16 protein-coding genes are annotated in these 15,183 nt (G+C 68.2%); 14 read left to right on the top strand and 2 right to left on the bottom strand.

The genetic code is table 11. The features are described from left to right. Nucleotides 1–140: 140 nt before the first annotated feature. On the bottom strand, nt 141–917 hold the full coding sequence (locus ACFWY6_RS02100) for an SLATT domain-containing protein (protein ID WP_384685297.1): 777 nt from the start codon (nt 915–917) through the stop codon (nt 141–143). A 351-nt stretch (nt 918–1,268) separates the two neighbouring features. On the opposite strand from ACFWY6_RS02100, the gene ACFWY6_RS02095 reads away from it, so the two are divergent. The 6 genes from ACFWY6_RS02095 to ACFWY6_RS02070 all read left to right on the top strand — a co-directional run bounded on the left by ACFWY6_RS02095 (nt 1,269) and on the right by ACFWY6_RS02070 (nt 6,887). Further along, nucleotides 1,269–1,610, top strand: coding sequence for a YbaB/EbfC family nucleoid-associated protein (locus ACFWY6_RS02095; RefSeq protein WP_266869678.1), 342 nt, complete (start codon nt 1,269–1,271; stop codon nt 1,608–1,610). A 78-nt stretch (nt 1,611–1,688) separates the two neighbouring features. Further along, a complete protein-coding gene (gene recR, locus ACFWY6_RS02090) occupies nt 1,689–2,288 on the top strand; it encodes a recombination mediator RecR (protein WP_030781910.1) in 600 nt (199 codons plus the stop codon). After that, nucleotides 2,281–2,991: a DUF5063 domain-containing protein gene (locus ACFWY6_RS02085; protein ID WP_361826954.1), complete on the top strand. Its 711-nt coding sequence runs from the start codon at nt 2,281–2,283 to the stop codon at nt 2,989–2,991. The genes recR and ACFWY6_RS02085 overlap by 8 nt, the downstream gene beginning before the upstream one ends. Before the next feature lie 133 nt (nt 2,992–3,124). Beyond that, nucleotides 3,125–3,457, top strand: coding sequence for a helix-turn-helix domain-containing protein (locus tag ACFWY6_RS02080; protein WP_384685293.1), 333 nt, complete (start codon nt 3,125–3,127; stop codon nt 3,455–3,457). A gap of 85 nt (nt 3,458–3,542) precedes the next feature. Continuing rightward, complete coding sequence (locus tag ACFWY6_RS02075; RefSeq protein ID WP_384685290.1) at nt 3,543–3,863, top strand: trypco2 family protein; 321 nt, start codon at nt 3,543–3,545, stop codon at nt 3,861–3,863. Between the two features lie 30 nt (nt 3,864–3,893). Beyond that, entirely contained in the window at nt 3,894–6,887 is a 2,994-nt protein-coding gene (locus ACFWY6_RS02070) for a tetratricopeptide repeat protein (RefSeq protein ID WP_384685287.1), read from the top strand. Here the strand turns inward: ACFWY6_RS02070 and ACFWY6_RS02065 are convergent. After that, on the bottom strand, nt 6,823–7,224 hold the full coding sequence (locus ACFWY6_RS02065; RefSeq protein WP_384685284.1) for a hypothetical protein: 402 nt from the start codon (nt 7,222–7,224) through the stop codon (nt 6,823–6,825). The two genes, ACFWY6_RS02070 and ACFWY6_RS02065, sit on opposite strands and share 65 nt — an antisense overlap. Before the next feature lie 84 nt (nt 7,225–7,308). Here ACFWY6_RS02065 and ACFWY6_RS02060 point away from each other — a divergent pair, with 84 nt between their 5' ends. From ACFWY6_RS02060 to ACFWY6_RS02025, 8 genes are all read left to right on the top strand, one after another. Further along, a complete protein-coding gene (locus ACFWY6_RS02060) occupies nt 7,309–8,103 on the top strand; it encodes a helix-turn-helix domain-containing protein (protein ID WP_384685282.1) in 795 nt (264 codons plus the stop codon). Then, nucleotides 8,100–8,351, top strand: a complete 252-nt coding sequence (locus ACFWY6_RS02055; protein ID WP_384685279.1) for a DUF397 domain-containing protein — start codon at nt 8,100–8,102, stop codon at nt 8,349–8,351. Before ACFWY6_RS02060 ends, ACFWY6_RS02055 begins: the two co-directional genes overlap by 4 nt. Before the next feature lie 298 nt (nt 8,352–8,649). Then, nucleotides 8,650–9,609, top strand: coding sequence for a hypothetical protein (locus tag ACFWY6_RS02050; protein WP_384685276.1), 960 nt, complete (start codon nt 8,650–8,652; stop codon nt 9,607–9,609). Next, on the top strand, nt 9,606–10,172 hold the full coding sequence (locus ACFWY6_RS02045) for a Uma2 family endonuclease (RefSeq protein ID WP_384685273.1): 567 nt from the start codon (nt 9,606–9,608) through the stop codon (nt 10,170–10,172). The genes ACFWY6_RS02050 and ACFWY6_RS02045 overlap by 4 nt, the downstream gene beginning before the upstream one ends. 265 nt (nt 10,173–10,437) lie before the next feature. After that, complete coding sequence (locus ACFWY6_RS02040; protein ID WP_384685270.1) at nt 10,438–11,709, top strand: aspartate kinase; 1,272 nt, start codon at nt 10,438–10,440, stop codon at nt 11,707–11,709. Then, nucleotides 11,706–12,764 (top strand): aspartate-semialdehyde dehydrogenase, encoded by a 1,059-nt coding sequence (locus ACFWY6_RS02035; RefSeq protein WP_384685268.1) that lies wholly within the window; start codon nt 11,706–11,708, stop codon nt 12,762–12,764. The genes ACFWY6_RS02040 and ACFWY6_RS02035 overlap by 4 nt, the downstream gene beginning before the upstream one ends. 337 nt (nt 12,765–13,101) lie before the next feature. Then, the gene (locus ACFWY6_RS02030) at nt 13,102–13,761 is read left to right on the top strand and encodes a SigE family RNA polymerase sigma factor (RefSeq protein WP_384685266.1); all 660 of its coding nucleotides are present in this window, start codon (nt 13,102–13,104) and stop codon (nt 13,759–13,761) included. Then, nucleotides 13,758–14,978, top strand: coding sequence for a hypothetical protein (locus ACFWY6_RS02025; RefSeq protein WP_384685263.1), 1,221 nt, complete (start codon nt 13,758–13,760; stop codon nt 14,976–14,978). The genes ACFWY6_RS02030 and ACFWY6_RS02025 overlap by 4 nt, the downstream gene beginning before the upstream one ends. Nucleotides 14,979–15,183: the final 205 nt, after the last annotated feature.

The following is a 15,183-nucleotide window of genomic DNA, read 5'->3' as shown; positions in this document are numbered from 1 at the left end:
GCGCTTCGGGCGGGTCTGTGTATAGCTCTTATTATATAGTTGATCGGGCGGGGGCGCCCGCGCGGGCGCCGCGGGGGAACTGCGCGACAAGCCCCCACCGACCCGCAGGTCTCTCAATGCACCAGCCGGAGCCCACCTTCTCAACGAGGTTCCGGCGGCCGCTGCCGAGGCATGTTCGGCCGCGCCCCCGGCGGCAGGGCGGCCCGCGCGGGGGCCGGCCCCGCCTCCCCCCGGGAGGCGGGGACCAACGCCTGCATGGCAAGCGGCGCGGGCCCGGACCGAAACTCCACCATCCAGTCCGCCGTCTCGGACCGCACAAGCTCCGTCACGTCCTCCGAGAACCGCCGAAGGACCCCCAGGCACCGCTCGGCCGCCTCGCTCGCCGTCCCCTCCGTGGGCCCGAGGACCTCCCGCACGCTCTCCGAAGCCCAGTCGAACTGCAGTACCTGCAGCCTCCGCTGCACCGCCTGAGCCGTGGCCACGTCCCGCATCCACCCGGAGGTGAGCCCGAAGAAGCGGTCGCACCCCACGCACGCCGCCCCCGCGAGCAGCGAGACAAACCCCCACGCGGCGACATGCCCCGCCGCCCCCGCCAGATCGAGCAGCGGAAACACCCCCGCCCCCACGGCTCCCACCGCCGCGCCCACGCGCGAGAACCGCGCCCCGCGCCGCTTCCACGCGCGGTCGGACAGATACCAGGCCGCCGTATTCAGCGCCCCCCGCTCCACCCACCGGTACAGCTCGTCGAGCCGCTGGGCCGGCTCGCCCCAGTCCCCGAGCGGAAAGCTCCGCCCCGTCAGATCCCCGGCCCGGGAGCCCTCGGTGCCGCCCCGGGCGCTCTCCTGCGCCCCCGCCCCGGCACCCTGCCCGTGCCCGTCATGGGGCACCCCCTCGGGCTGCATATCCGGCTGGCTCACGGCACTCCCTCTACCTCTACGAGATCCCTGACTGTTCCCTGCGGCGGTTCCGTACGGTAAGCGCCCTGTGACACCTGGTGCTGATGCGCAGCCCCAGTCCTACCGCCCAATGGGTGGCCGTCAGCCCGTTTTCGCGGTATTTCCGCCCGGAAGAGGTCCTTGATCAGGTATAGGAGGACCGCTGATCTCACTCGAAAGAGTGCTGGGGCGATCGCACCCCCGACCACGTAGGCTCATTCCAGGTGGAAAAACCCGCCTGGTGAACCCAGAAAACCCCCACAAAAGATCCATATGTGACCCCATCCATATGCGAGCCCATCCCTATGTGACCCCCATGAAACGGAGCTGATCGTGATCCCCGGTGGTGGCCAGCCCAACATGCAGCAGCTGCTCCAGCAGGCCCAGAAGATGCAGCAGGACCTCGCCGCGGCGCAGGAGGAGCTCGCTCGCACGGAGGTCGAGGGCCAGGCGGGCGGCGGTCTCGTCAAGGCGACGGTCAACGGCTCGGGCGAACTGCGCGGCCTCGTCATCGACCCCAAGGCGGTCGACCCGGAGGACACGGAGACCCTCGCCGACCTGATCGTCGCGGCGGTCCAGGCGGCGAACGAGAACGCGCAGGCGCTCCAGCAGGAGAAGCTGGGCCCGCTCGCGCAGGGCCTGGGAGGCGGCGGCATCCCGGGCCTTCCCTTCTAAGAAACCCCCCGGCCAACTACCGTACGTACCAGAGCTCGACCCTAGAAAGAGCCCGAGAAAGAGAAGGAAAGGCGTCCCGTGTACGAAGGCGTGGTCCAGGACCTCATCGACGAGTTGGGCAGGCTGCCCGGCGTCGGTCCCAAGAGCGCGCAGCGGATCGCCTTCCACATCCTGCAGGCGGAGCCGACGGACGTACGCCGTCTCGCGCACGCCCTCCTAGAGGTGAAGGACAAGGTCCGCTTCTGCGCGACCTGTGGAAACGTCGCGCAGGAAGAACTCTGCAACATCTGCAGAGACCCCCGCCGCGACCTCTCCGTCATCTGCGTCGTGGAGGAGCCGAAGGACGTAGTCGCGATCGAACGCACCCGCGAGTTCCGCGGGAAGTACCACGTCCTGGGCGGCGCGATCAGCCCCATCGAGGGCGTGGGCCCGGACGATCTCCGCATACGGGAACTCCTCGCGCGCCTGGCCGACGGCACCGTCACGGAACTGATCCTGGCCACGGACCCCAACCTGGAGGGCGAGGCCACGGCGACGTACCTCGCGCGCATGATCAAGCCCATGGGCCTGAAGGTCACCCGCCTGGCCAGCGGGCTCCCTGTCGGGGGAGATCTGGAATACGCGGACGAGGTCACTCTGGGCCGCGCTTTCGAGGGGAGACGACTCCTAGATGTCTAAGCAGCAGAAGTCGCAGACGCAGCAGTCCGACGCCGGAGCCGACGCCGGAGCGAAGCTGATCCACTCCACGTCCCAGGACCCGGACTCCTTCGCGGTGCAGATCTCGGACCAGATCGAGAGCTTCATCGTGGCGGTGACGGAGGTGGCAAAGGGCGACGAGCCGGACTCGGCGGTCCCCTTCCTCCTCCTGGAGGTCTCCCAACTCCTCCTGGCCGGCGGCCGCCTGGGCGCGCACGAGGACATCGTCCCCGAGGAGCGCTACGAGCCGGACCTGGGCCCGGAGCGCGACGTGGACGACCTCCGCGAACGCCTGGCGCTCCTCCTGGAGCCGGTGGACGTCTACTCGGAGGTCTTCGACCCCTACGAGCCCCGCAAGGCCCCGGTCGCGGCCCGCATCTCGGACGACTTGGCGGACGTGGTCGCGGACCTCTCGCACGGCCTGGCGCACTACCGCGCGGGCCGCACGACCGAGGCCCTCTGGTGGTGGCAGTTCTCGTACTTCTCCAACTGGGGCTCAACGGCCTCGGCCGCCCTCCGAGCCCTCCAGTCCCTGGTGGCCCACGTCCGCCTGAACCAGCCGTTGGAGGACCTGAACGGCCTGGACACGGACGAGGACCTGGCGGAGGACGCGTTGGCGGAGGCGGCGGGCAAGGTGATGGCGGAGGAGCTCGCGGGCCCACTGGGCCTGCGCTCGATCCAGTAGCTCCAGCTTCAGCTCCAGCTTCTGCCCGAGGTCGCCGGAGGCCTGCGGTCCCTGATTCGTGGTCGCCATTCGCTCGTTGACCTGACGAGTATCTGGCGAGTGCGGCTGGGACCGCAGAAGACGGAGGCGCCCGATGAGTCGGCACAGTAGCTGGACAGAGGCCAAGCGTCGGATGCGCGGAAGCCAGTCCGAGGTGCCCGATGCCGCGTGGGAGGAACGCAAGCAGGCGGCGCGTACCGCGACTGAGGCGTACGTGCTGGGGCAGCATCTGCGGGAGATTCGCGAGGAACAGGGCCTGACGCAGGTGCAGGTCGCCGAGTCCGTCGGCATTTCCCAGGCGCGGGTGTCGCAGATCGAGCGCGGCGAAATCCATAACTTGGAGACCATGCGTACCTACGCGGCGGCGCTTGGCGCCAAGATCACGGTGTCCATTGAGTACGGCGATCGGATCGTCGGAGCTGCCTGACCGGGGCGAAATGGCCCTGAACGGCGCCCAGTTGCTGAGTACGGCGATACGCTGAGTTACGCAACTGCGCTAGGGGGCGGGGGCCATGGCGGACAACGAGGCATGGGCGGGTCTGGCCGAGGCGATCGGGGCGATCCGCGGGGAGTTGCAGCGGGCGGCCGATGAGGGGCGCGGGCAGGGCGTCCAATTCCGTACCGGCCCGGTCGAGTTGGAGTTCTCCGTGGACGTACGCGTGGACGGCGAGGCGCGGGCGAAGGTGTTCGTGCTGCCGTTCAGTGCGGAGGCGAAGGCGGCGAGGGCCAAGGGGACGGTGAGCCGCGTCAAGCTCACCCTCCAGCCGGTGGATCCGCAGACGGGGGAGGACGCGCGGGTCGGCGATGAGTCCGCCGAGGAACGCCCCGAGTAGGGCGGCCACCCCATGGACGTACGACGGGTCATGGAGATCTGGAGCCCGTCGGGCAAGCGGGCGGGCAGTGGGTATCTCGTTGCGGACCGGCTGGTTCTGACGGCGCTTCACAATGTCGCGGGCGGAGCGAGGGAGTTGGAAGTCCGCCTGCTCGATCGCGAGGGCCGTACGCGTTGGTCCGCTGCGGAGGTGCTGTGGCCGGAGCAGGGGCAGGAGCCGGACCTGGAGCGGGAGCCTCAGGCGGATGCGGCGCTGATTCGGATCACGGACGCTGAGTGGACACCGCCGGGCGGTGCCGAGCCTGTGCGGTGGGGGCGGATCGAGCCGACGGTCGGTGAATCCCAACTCACTTGCCTGGCAGTTGGTTTCCCCCGTTCGGAGAAGCGTGACCAGGTCCGGGACACGAAGGAGATCCGGGGCCATGTCGAGACGCTGACCGGCCTGAAGTCGGGCGGTCTGATCACCGCGTACGTCGACCGAGTCGCCACCCCGAGCAAGCCGGACGGGAAGTCGCGGTGGGCGGGGGCGTCGGGGGCTGCGCTGTTCGCGCGGGGGCGGCTGGTCGGGGTGGTCACGACTGACCGCGCGCGGGATTACGAGGCTGATCAACTCACGGCGGTGGCCGTCGCGTCCCTCGCGGCGAGGCCGGGTTTCGCGATGGCGATCAAGGCATCGGGTGGAGAAATGGTCCTGGACCATGTCACGGCGGTGACACCCGCTGAGCCGCCGCGTACGGCGTACGACATCGAGGTCCCGCCTGGCGTGCACAACCTGTCGGATCTGACGTCGCGAATCTTCGTCGGCCGGGAGGAAGTCCTGGCCGAGCTGGACCGCGCGCTCACCGAGGACTCCCAGCAGACGATCACGCAGACCCTGCACGGCCTGGGCGGCGTCGGCAAGACGACGCTGGCGTGGCATTACGCCCACGACCATCTGGGGTCGTACCGCTTGGTGTGGTGGATCCGCTCCGACACCCCGGAGCTGATCGATGCGGGCTTGGCCGCGCTCGCGGCCCGGCTTAGGGGAGATGCCGACGCCCTCGCTACCGCGCAGGCGGTGTCGTGGGCCATTGGATGGCTCCAGACACATCCGGGCTGGCTGCTGGTCTTCGACAACGTGGAGAAGCCTGAGGACGTGCGCGCGATTACGGGCCAGCTCCGGGACTATGGACGCCAGTTGATAACCAGCCGCTGCAAGGGAGGCTGGGCCGGCGAGGCGATCCCTCTCCCTGTGCTGGACATCGAGGCTTCGCTGGACCTGCTTGCCCGCCTGACGGATGGAGGCGACGAGGATGAAGCCCGGGAACTGGCCGAGGAGCTGGGCCACTTGCCGCTCGCCTTGCAGCAGGCAGGTGCCTTCATCGCGCAGGCGTCCATCACGGTCGACGAGTACAGGAGGATGCTCCATCAGCACCCGGAGGACGCAACGGGCGCCGCACCGCCGGACGCGGACCCCACACGGACCATGGCGAGCGTCTGGCGCATCAGCCTGGACGCCCTCCACGAGCGCGACCCTCGGGCCGTGGAGATCCTGCGCATCGCCGCTTGGTACGCCCCGACGGGCATCCCTCGCAGCCTGTTCGCCCCGCTCGCCGAGAATCCCGTAGACCTCGCCGGACTGTTGGCCCTGCTGGCGAACTACAACATGATCACCCTCGACCGCACATCACTCGGCGCCCACCGCCTTGTCCAGATGGTGGCCCGCACCCCATCAGGAGCCGACCCCCACCGTTCCCAGGCCCTCATTACCGCGGCCCGTGACCAGGCTGCAGCTTGGATACTCGATGCGCTCCCGGACGATCCGGTGTCCAATGTGCAGGGATGGCCGAGATGGAGGAGCCTCCTACCGCACGCAGAGGCTCTCCTTAAGGCTTTGAGCCCTGCTGAGGACACGGTCGACACGGTCACGGTCCTCAATGAGGTTGGGACGTACCTCGAGGGACAAGGCGAGGTGCGCAAGGCCACGGAGTACTGTCACCGCGCTCTGGAAGCGGCCACCAGGGTGTTGGGTGCCGACCACCCAAATACGCTGGCCGCGAGGAACAACCTGGCTGGTGCGTATGAGTCGGCGGGTGATGTAGGGCGTGCGATCCCGCTGTATGAGCAGACGTTGGCCGATTGTCTTCGGGTGTTGGGTGCGGATCATCCGAGCACGCTGAGGTCGCGGAGCAACCTGGCCTACGTGTATGAGGCTGCAGGTGATGCGAGGCGTGCGATTCCGGTCTTCGAGCAGACGTTGGCCGATTGTCTTCGGGTGTTGGGTGCCGATCATCCGGACACGCTGAGGTCGCGGAGCAACCTGGCTGGTGCGTATGAGTCGGCGGGTGATGTGGGGCGTTCGATCTCGTTGTACGAGCAGGTGTTGGCCGATCGTCTTCGGGTGTTGGGTGCCGATCATCCGGACACGCTGACGTCGCGGAGCAACCTGGCCTACACATATGCGACGGCGGGTGATGTGGAGCGTGCGATCCCCTTGTACGAGCAGACGTTGGCGGATCGGCTGCGGGTGTTGGGTGCGGATCATCCGGATACGTTGGCGTCGAGGAGCAGCCTGGCTGGTGCGTATGCGTTGGCGGGTGATGTGGGGCGCGTGATCCCGCTGTATGAGCAGACGTTGGCGGATCGGCTGCGGGTGTTGGGTGCGGATCATCCGGATACGTTGGCGTCGAGGAGCAACTTGGCCTACGCGTTCAAGTCGGCGGGTGATGTGGGGCGTGCGATCCCGCTGTATGAGCAGACGTTGGCGGATCGGCTGCGGGTGTTGGGTGCGGATCATCCGGATACGTTGACGTTGCGGAACAACTTGGCCTCCGCGTATACGTCGGTGGGTGATGTGGGGCGTGCGGTTCCGTTGTACGAGCAGACGTTGGCCGACTGCGTCCGGGTGCTGGGCCAGGATCACCCGACGACGAAGGCCGTGCGCGGGAACTTGGCTGCTGCCCGCGCGGTAGCGTCGCTGCCTACGGACTCACCAGGCCGCCAAGCGCCTCCATCAGCCGCCCGGCCTCCACATACGGCGCCGTAACGCTCGGCTCCGAGTACCAGCACAGCGGCCACGTATTGCCCTCCAGCGCCGGAATCCCGATGTACGTCACCGTGCGCGGCGTCCCGAAGCGTTGTACGCCCAGGGGCCACCGGTGTTCCTTCGCCGCCCCCGGCGCCACCAGGAAGTACATCCACCGGAAGCCCGTCGCCTCGCAGATGACGGGGCCGGCGTCCCCCTCCGTCTCCGCGATCAGCCGCGCGGCGACCTGTTCTCCTCGTACGCCCTGGATGCGCAGTGCGTCGAAGTGGACGCCGGACACGCGGAGTTGGTGCCCCGTCAGCGGGACCCACTCCGGCCAGTGAATTGCGTTCGTCATGGTCACAGGGTGGGGAGCGCGGGGCTACGCTCGGTAGTGACTGAGGGGATACACGCGGAGGTGTATCCGTCGGAGGTGGCCGCTGTGTCCGTTCAGTACAACCCGACTTGGCGTTACGGCGGCAACCAGCTGAAGCGCTGGCAGGCCAGGGCCAGCGTCACCCGTGAGGAACTGGGCGCCGCCTCCAATTACTCACCGGACACCATCAAGGCCATGGAGCAGGGCGTGCGGATGCCCACGGCTCGGGTGCTGGATGCGGCGGATGAGTTGTGCCATGCGGAGGGGCTGCTCAGCGCCGCCAAGGATTACGTGAAGGGCGAGAAGTTCCCGCCTCGGGCGCAGGACTTCATGCAGTACGAGCAGCAGGCGGCCAGCCTTTGGTGGTACGAAGTCGTGCTGATTCCTGGGCTGTTGCAGACAGAGACGTATGTGCGGAGGCTGATCAGCACCTTCGTTCCGCCGATGGACGAGGAGACGGTGGAACAGCGAGTCGCGGGCCGGTTGGAACGCCAGGAACTTCTCACCCGGAAGCCGCTGGCAGCGTGCAGTTTCGCCCTGTACGAGGCTGTACTTCACGGCCCCCACGTGGACAAGGAGCAGTTGCTCCATCTGCTGGAGTTGGGCCGCCGAAACAACGTCGCGATTCAGGTACTGCCCTACGCGCGGGCGGTCTCCGCTGGGCTCATGGGGCAGATGGTTCTGCTGGAGACTCGCGATCGTGAGCGATTCGCCTACGCCGACGGTTCGTCGGTGAGTCAGCTCACTTCCGATGTCGAGGTGGTGAGTTCGTACACGGAGCGGCTTAGCGTGATCCGTATGGAGGCCCTCGGTACCGAGGACTCGGCTCGCTTCATCGAGCGGATGGCGGATGAGCTGTGAGTGACGCGCTCAAGTGGTTCAAGTCCAGCTTCAGCGGCCCTGAGGGCGACGCCTGCCTGGAAGCGGCCTTGGAGTGGCGCAAGTCCACGTATAGCGAAGGGGATCGTGACGCGTGCGTGGAAGCTGCCGTCTGCCCAGTCGCCGTCCACATCCGCGACTCCAAGCTCCCCGCATGGGCCGGCCCCGAACTCACGATCCCCGCCCCCGCCTGGAAAGCCTTCATCTCCGCAGTTCAGCCCGGAGCTTGAGCCCCGGGCTTCGGGCCCCGAGCCCCGAGCTCCTCCCATGGTTTTGGTTGGTATTGGTTGGGTTCTAAACCAACCAACTAACCAATCCCATAACGGAGTTGGGCACTCCGTCACCCTCAAGGGTGACGTTCCGTGATCAGCTTGCGCCAGAACGTAAAGCCGCTCTACGTTCGCGGCAATAGAACGGCCCCGGCCGGTGCGCCAACACCGAAAGCCGAGGCCTAGTCCTACGATCGATCAGAGGTCGACCGTGGCTTATGCCAACCCTAATCCTGTCCTGCCGTCCCCGTCCCACCCGATGGCCAAAACGGGCTACGGCAAACGCCTCGCGGATGACGAAGAACCGTACAGCGAAGCCGATTTCGCACATCTGGGCTCCCGCGAGGCCGAACTCGCGACGTTCATCGACCACCTCCCCGCTGGCGCCGCGATGGGCTACAAGGACATCGCCGCCGAGCACCCCCTGTACGGCCAGCAGGCCATCCGCACCTCGCTGGGGCGCCTGACCGAAGCCGGCCACCTCCGCTGGATCAAGGAGCACCTCACCGTCGAGGACAACTCGATGCGCTGGGTGACGAGGACGTACTGGTCGCGGGAGCCCAGGTCCCCTCAGAGGTGGGCCGAGTTCGCCCGCGATCGGCACGGGCGGGACGTCACGCACGACCATCACCCGGGCCTGGCCCGCGTACCGGAACCGGCGGAGGAGCAGGCCCCCGAGCCAGAAGCCGTGCCCGAGCCCAGCGCCGCGTACCGCACCCTCGCCCAACTCCGCCTGGCCGACCGGCGTATGGCCCTCTCCGATGGGGAGTGCCGCGCCCTCGAAACCCTTGCCGGGCAATGGCTGGACCACGGTGCGACCCCGCAGGACATCACCCACGCCCTGACCGCCGGGCTGCCGCCAACGGTCACCAATCCGGGCGGGCTCGCCCGAAACCGACTGGAGAGCAAGATGCCACCGAAGCCCCCTGCCAAGACCAAGACCCCTTCCCGAGCCCACGTCACTCGCGCGATCTTCGTCTGCGGACTCTGCGAAGAGCCCGAGACCACGACAGAACTGGTCAACGGGATCTGTGCCGACTGCCGAGCGGAGTGCGATGCGTTCGAAGCGGAGGAGGCCCGCCTGGGCATCCAGATCGGATACGTACCCGACACGTTCCTGACCCGCCCACGCGCCGCGGCACCGGTGATGGACGTGACCGAGCGGGTGGCGGAGCTGAGGCGCGCCGCCGGTCTGCCGACGGGGCGAGGTGGCGTATGAGCGTGCCCCCGCAGATGCCCGTCGAGGACTTCGAGGAATTCGCCGGCGTGGCGCCCGAGACGGTGACGCTTGAATTCATCGACGGAAAGCTGGAGGTCAAGCCCGTGCCGGACGGCGACCACGGAGAGATCGTCATGTGGCTGCTGCGGCAGTGCATGCAGCAGCGCCCAGAACTCGGCCTGTACCCCGAGCAGGGCCTGGTCATCGCGGGTGATCGCGCGGGCCGCGCCAAGCCCGACGGTGCGCTCGCTCCGATCGGCACCTTCGCCGGGCAAGGCGAGTGGGCGGCCCCTGACGGCGTCCTCATGGTCGTCGAGGTCACCTCCTACGACCGCGACACCGACCGCCGCGACCGCCACGAGAAGCGTCACGGCTACGCCCGCGCCGGCATCCCCGTCTACCTGCTCATCGACCGGGACAACGGCACCCTGACCGTCTTCAGCGACCCACACGAAGGCGACTACCGGCAGACCCCCACCCACGCCTACGGAGCCACAGTCCAGCTCCCCGCCCCCGTAGCCATCACCCTGAACACCGAGAAGCTCAAGGACTACGCCCACTGACACCAACCCCGCCCGAGGCCCCCGGCCAGGACCGCCCCGAACCTGTGACCCACCCCACTTTCCGGAGTGCCCCACTCCACAGCGGGCATGCGACAAGCCGAGCGGTCGGAACGTACCTCCCGAGCAGCGGGAGCGTATGCCCGTGATGATCACGTAGTGAGCGGGACATCTCACCATGTGGTATTTGCGAGGCGAATTTCGACCGCTCGTTAGACTGAGCCGACCGCAGCAGTGCGGTAAGAAACGGACTGAGCGAGGAGCGCACGTGAGCCTTGTCGTGCAGAAGTACGGAGGCTCCTCCGTAGCCGATGCCGAGGGCATCAAGCGGGTCGCCAAGAGGATTGTCGACGCCAAGAAGAACGGCCATCAGGTCGTTGTCGTGGTGTCCGCCATGGGTGACACGACGGATGAGTTGATCGATCTTGCCGGGCAGGTATCCCCGATCCCTGCCGGGCGCGAATTCGACATGCTGCTGACCGCCGGAGAGCGGATCTCCATGGCCCTCCTTGCCATGGCGATCAAAAACCTGGGCCACGCGGCCCAGTCGTTCACCGGCAGCCAGGCCGGTGTCATCACCGACTCCGTCCACAACAAAGCGCGGATCATCGATGTGACGCCGGGGCGGATCCGGGCCTCGATCGACGAGGGCAACATCGCCATCGTCGCCGGGTTCCAGGGAGTCAGCCAGGAGGGCAAGAACATCACCACGCTGGGTCGTGGTGGGTCGGACACGACCGCTGTCGCCCTCGCCGCCGCCCTCGACGCCGAGGTCTGCGAGATCTATACCGATGTCGACGGTGTCTTCACCGCCGATCCGCGGGTCGTGAAGAAGGCCCGGAAGATCGACTGGATCAGCTTCGAGGACATGCTGGAGCTCGCGAGCTCCGGCTCCAAGGTGCTGCTTCACCGCTGTGTGGAGTACGCCCGCCGTTACAACATCCCGATTCACGTGCGATCGTCCTTCTCAGGGCTGCAGGGCACGTGGGTCAGCAACGAACCGCAAGGGGACCGCAAGGTGGAGCAGGCCATCATCTCCGGTGTCGCGCACGACACCTCGGAGGCCAAGATCACGGTCGTCGGCGTGCCGGACAAGCCGGGCGAGGCCGCCTCGATCTTCCGCGCGATCGCGGACTCCGGGGTCAACATCGACATGATCGTCCAGAATGTCTCGGCCGCCTCGACCGGGCTGACCGATATTTCCTTCACTCTGCCCAAGGCTGAGGGGCGGAAGGCCATCGACGCCCTGGAGAAGACGCGGTCGTCCATCGGGTTCGAGTCTCTTCGGTACGACGACCAGATCGCCAAGATCTCGCTGGTCGGCGCCGGCATGAAGACGAACCCCGGCGTCACCGCCGCCTTCTTCGAGGCGCTCAGCGACGCGGGGGTCAACATCGAGCTGATCTCGACCTCTGAGATCCGCATCTCGGTCGTCACCCGCGCCGACGACGCGAACGAGTCCGTGCGCGCTGTGCACACCGCCTTCGGGCTCGACTCGGACACCGATGAGGCCGTGGTCTATGGAGGCACCGGCCGATGACCCGTAAGCCGACGCTCGCGGTCGTCGGAGCGACCGGGGCCGTCGGCACGGTCATGCTCCAGATCCTGTCGCAGCACGCCGACATCTGGGGCGAGATCCGACTCGTCGCCTCACCGCGTTCGGCCGGCCGGAAGGCCGCCGTGCGCGGTGAGGAGGTCGAGGTCCTCGCACTGAGCGAGGACGTTTTCGACGGTGTGGACGTGGCGATGTTCGACGTGCCCGACGAGGTCTCGGCGCAGTGGGCGCCGATCGCCGCCGCCAAGGGTGTCGTCGTGGTCGACAACTCCGCCGCCTTCCGGATGGACCCGGACGTGCCGCTGGTCGTCCCCGAGGTCAATCCGCACGCCGCGCGCGTACGGCCGCGCGGCATCGTCGCCAATCCCAATTGCACGACCCTGTCGATGATCGTGGCCATTGGCGCGCTGCATGCCGAGTTCGGTCTGCGCGAGCTGGTCGTCTCCTCGTATCAGGCCGTGAGCGGGGCCGGGCGGGATGGTGTGGAGACGTTGCGGCGGCAGATGTCGCTGGTGGCGGGCTCCGAGCTGGGGACGAGCCCCGGTGACGTACGACGTGCCGTCGGGGACGACACGGGGCCCTTCCCCGAGCCCGTGGCGCTGAATGTCGTCCCGTGGGCCGGGACTCTGCGGGACGACGGCTGGTCGTCCGAGGAGATGAAGGTGCGGGACGAGTCGCGCAAGATCCTCGGTCTGCCGGATCTCAAGGTCGCCGTCACGTGCGTACGCGTTCCCGTCGTCACGACGCACTCGCTGACCGTCCACGCGCGCTTCGAGGACGAGGTCACCGTCGACCGCGCGCGCGAGATCCTCGCCACCGCTCCGGGTGTCGTGCTCTTCGACAATCCGGCCGCCGGTGAGTTCCCGACGCCCGCCGACGTGGTGGGGACCGACCCGACCTGGGTGGGGCGGGTGCGGCGCTCGCTGGACGATCCGGCCGCACTTGAGCTTTTTGTCTGTGGGGACAATCTGCGCAAGGGGGCCGCATTGAACACCGCGCAGATCGCCGAGCTGGTGGCCGCCGAGTTCACCGGGCGTTAGTCCGCGGGCCCTTCGAGGGCTCCTGCGGGCTCCCGAATCGGAAGTCTCTGTGGGGTCTGTGTAAGTTCTGTGTCCAACTCGGTGGCCAGGACCGCTTGAACTGGACCATCGCCGCGTTCGAAGATTCGCCCCCGTCCACTGCAACCGGCAGCAGGGCGGGGCGCGTCTCTGTGATCGCCCTCAGGGGGCGGCTCGAAGCGCTGCAAAAAATGGGCATAGGGGAAGAGCTGGTACGCATGGGGGCATTTGATGCTTCGTCACCGTCGGAGACGGTGCCTGCCGCAAACGCGTTGCGCGATGCGTACAACCCTCACGGGGGTGAGCGTGTCCAACAGGCGTGGCAGAGGTACTCGATTTCACAGCGGTTCAGGCGAGGGGCGCGGCCCTTCGCCCGCCTCGCCGTCCCCGTGCGCCCGCCGGTAAGCCGGTGATCGCGCCCATGCCCACCACGCGGTCCGCCCGCATCCCGGCACAGCGCGAGGGCGCTGACGAGACGATGAGCGCGGGCACCACAGTCGACCACCTGACCGAGACCTACCGCGCCCACTACAGGTCGCTGCTCGGCCTGGCGGCGCTGCTCCTCGACGACACGGCGTCCTGCGAGGACGTCGTGCAGGAGGCGTTCATCCGGGTGCACTCGGCGCGCAAGCGCGTGCGGGACCCCGAGAAGACCTTGGCCTACCTCCGCCAGACCGTCGTGAATCTGTCGCGGTCCGCGCTGCGGCGCCGGATCCTGGGTCTGAAGCTGCTCTCCAAGCCGATGCCGGACATGGCGAGCGCGGAGGAGGGGGCGTACGACCTCCTGGAGCGGGACGAGCTGATCAAGGCGATGCGCGGCCTTCAGCGCCGCCAGCGCGAGGTCCTCGTCCTGCGGTACTTCGCGGACATGACCGAGGCGCAGGTCGCCGAGACATTGGGCATATCGCTCGGCTCGGTGAAGGCGTACGGTTCGCGCGGGATCGCGGCTCTCCGGATCGCCATGGAGGCGCCGGCATGAGCAAGCATGAGCATGAGTACGGGCGAGAGCGCGATGAGAACACCGAGATCACCGAGATCGCCGAGATCGCTGAGATCGCTGAGAACGCCGAGTTTGAGCAGCACGCTGGGGACGGAACTGTGAACCACGGCCAGGACCAGGGCGAGGACCGGGGCGAGGAATCGACCGGACCGAAGGCGGGCACTGGCACGGACGCGGGCGCTGCCGACGGCTTCGGCTCGGACGAACTGGCGCTGCGCCGCATGATGCGGCAGGCCGTCCAGGAGATCGAGCCGGGCGACCGCGCCCTTGAGCGCCTTCGGTACGCGGTCCCGGCCCGCCGCGCGCGCAAGCGCCAGGCCGTGGTCGGCATGGCCGCCGCGGCGCTCTTCATCGGTACGGCCATCCCCGCCCTCGTGCATGTCACGAACTCGGGCGGCGGCTCGGACGACCGTCCTTCGATAGCGGGCAACAGCGAGCAGACGCAGGGTGGTTCGAGCCAGGGCAAGGGCCAGGACGGGGGCGAGAAGGGCGAGGGCAGCGGCGACTCCGGCCCTTCCAAGGACAAGAAAGACAAGAAGGGCAAGAAGGGCGACAAGGGCGAGAAGGGGAAGGGTGAGGCGAGCAGCGGCGCGACCGGCGGCCCCGACCCCTCGGGCACGGCGTCCACGGACTCGCCCGCCTGCACGCTCGACCAGCTCGGCAACGCCTCGGGCACCGCGGGCGCGGCGGAGGCCGACGGCAAGGTGTACGGCTCCTTCCGGGTCGCCAATGTCTCCGGCAGCAGCTGCACGGTCAGCGCGGCGGGATCCGTCTCGACGGCGGTGACGGGTGCGGCCGACCCGGCGAAGATCAGCGTCGTCGACCATGTGGCGGGCGATGCGGCGTCGGCGCTGCCGGATCCCGCGCAGGCGGTGAGCCAGCTGGTCCTCAAGCCGGGTGCGGCGTACGAGGTCCGCTTCGCGTGGGTGCCGTCGGAGGCGTGCCCCACGGAGGGCGGCGAGCCTTCCCCCGACCCGTCTCCGACGGAGGACGCCAGTGGCGGCGGGGCCGGCGGCACGGACGGCGGCGCGCCTGGCGGTACGGAACCGCAGATGGTCCGCGAGGACGGCGGCGTCGCGGACGGCGGCGTGACGGTGTCCCTCACGGCGTCGGCGGGTGCGCCGTCGGCGGGTGCGACGATCGGCAATGCGTGCGCCGGAACGGTCTACCGGACGGGCATGCTGTCGGCTTCTTAGCGGGTCCGGCTCACCCGGCGGCGGTTCCTTCGCCTGCGGCGGGCTTCTTTTCCCAAGCCCGCCCCTTCCCGAAACCGGGGGCTCCGCCCCAAGCCCCCGCGTGCGACGCCGACCTGAACCGCCGCTTAGCGGCGGATCTCTCCCGCCCACCCCTTTCAGCCCGTACGGCGTTTGAGGACGAAAACGGCGAAGCCGGTGATTTTGC

The organism is Streptomyces sp. NPDC059037, from assembly GCF_042740015.1.
Lineage (GTDB): Bacteria > Actinomycetota > Actinomycetes > Streptomycetales > Streptomycetaceae > Streptomyces.
Note: the sequence above shows the minus strand (reverse complement) of the source record. Positions and strands in the feature narration are given on the sequence as shown.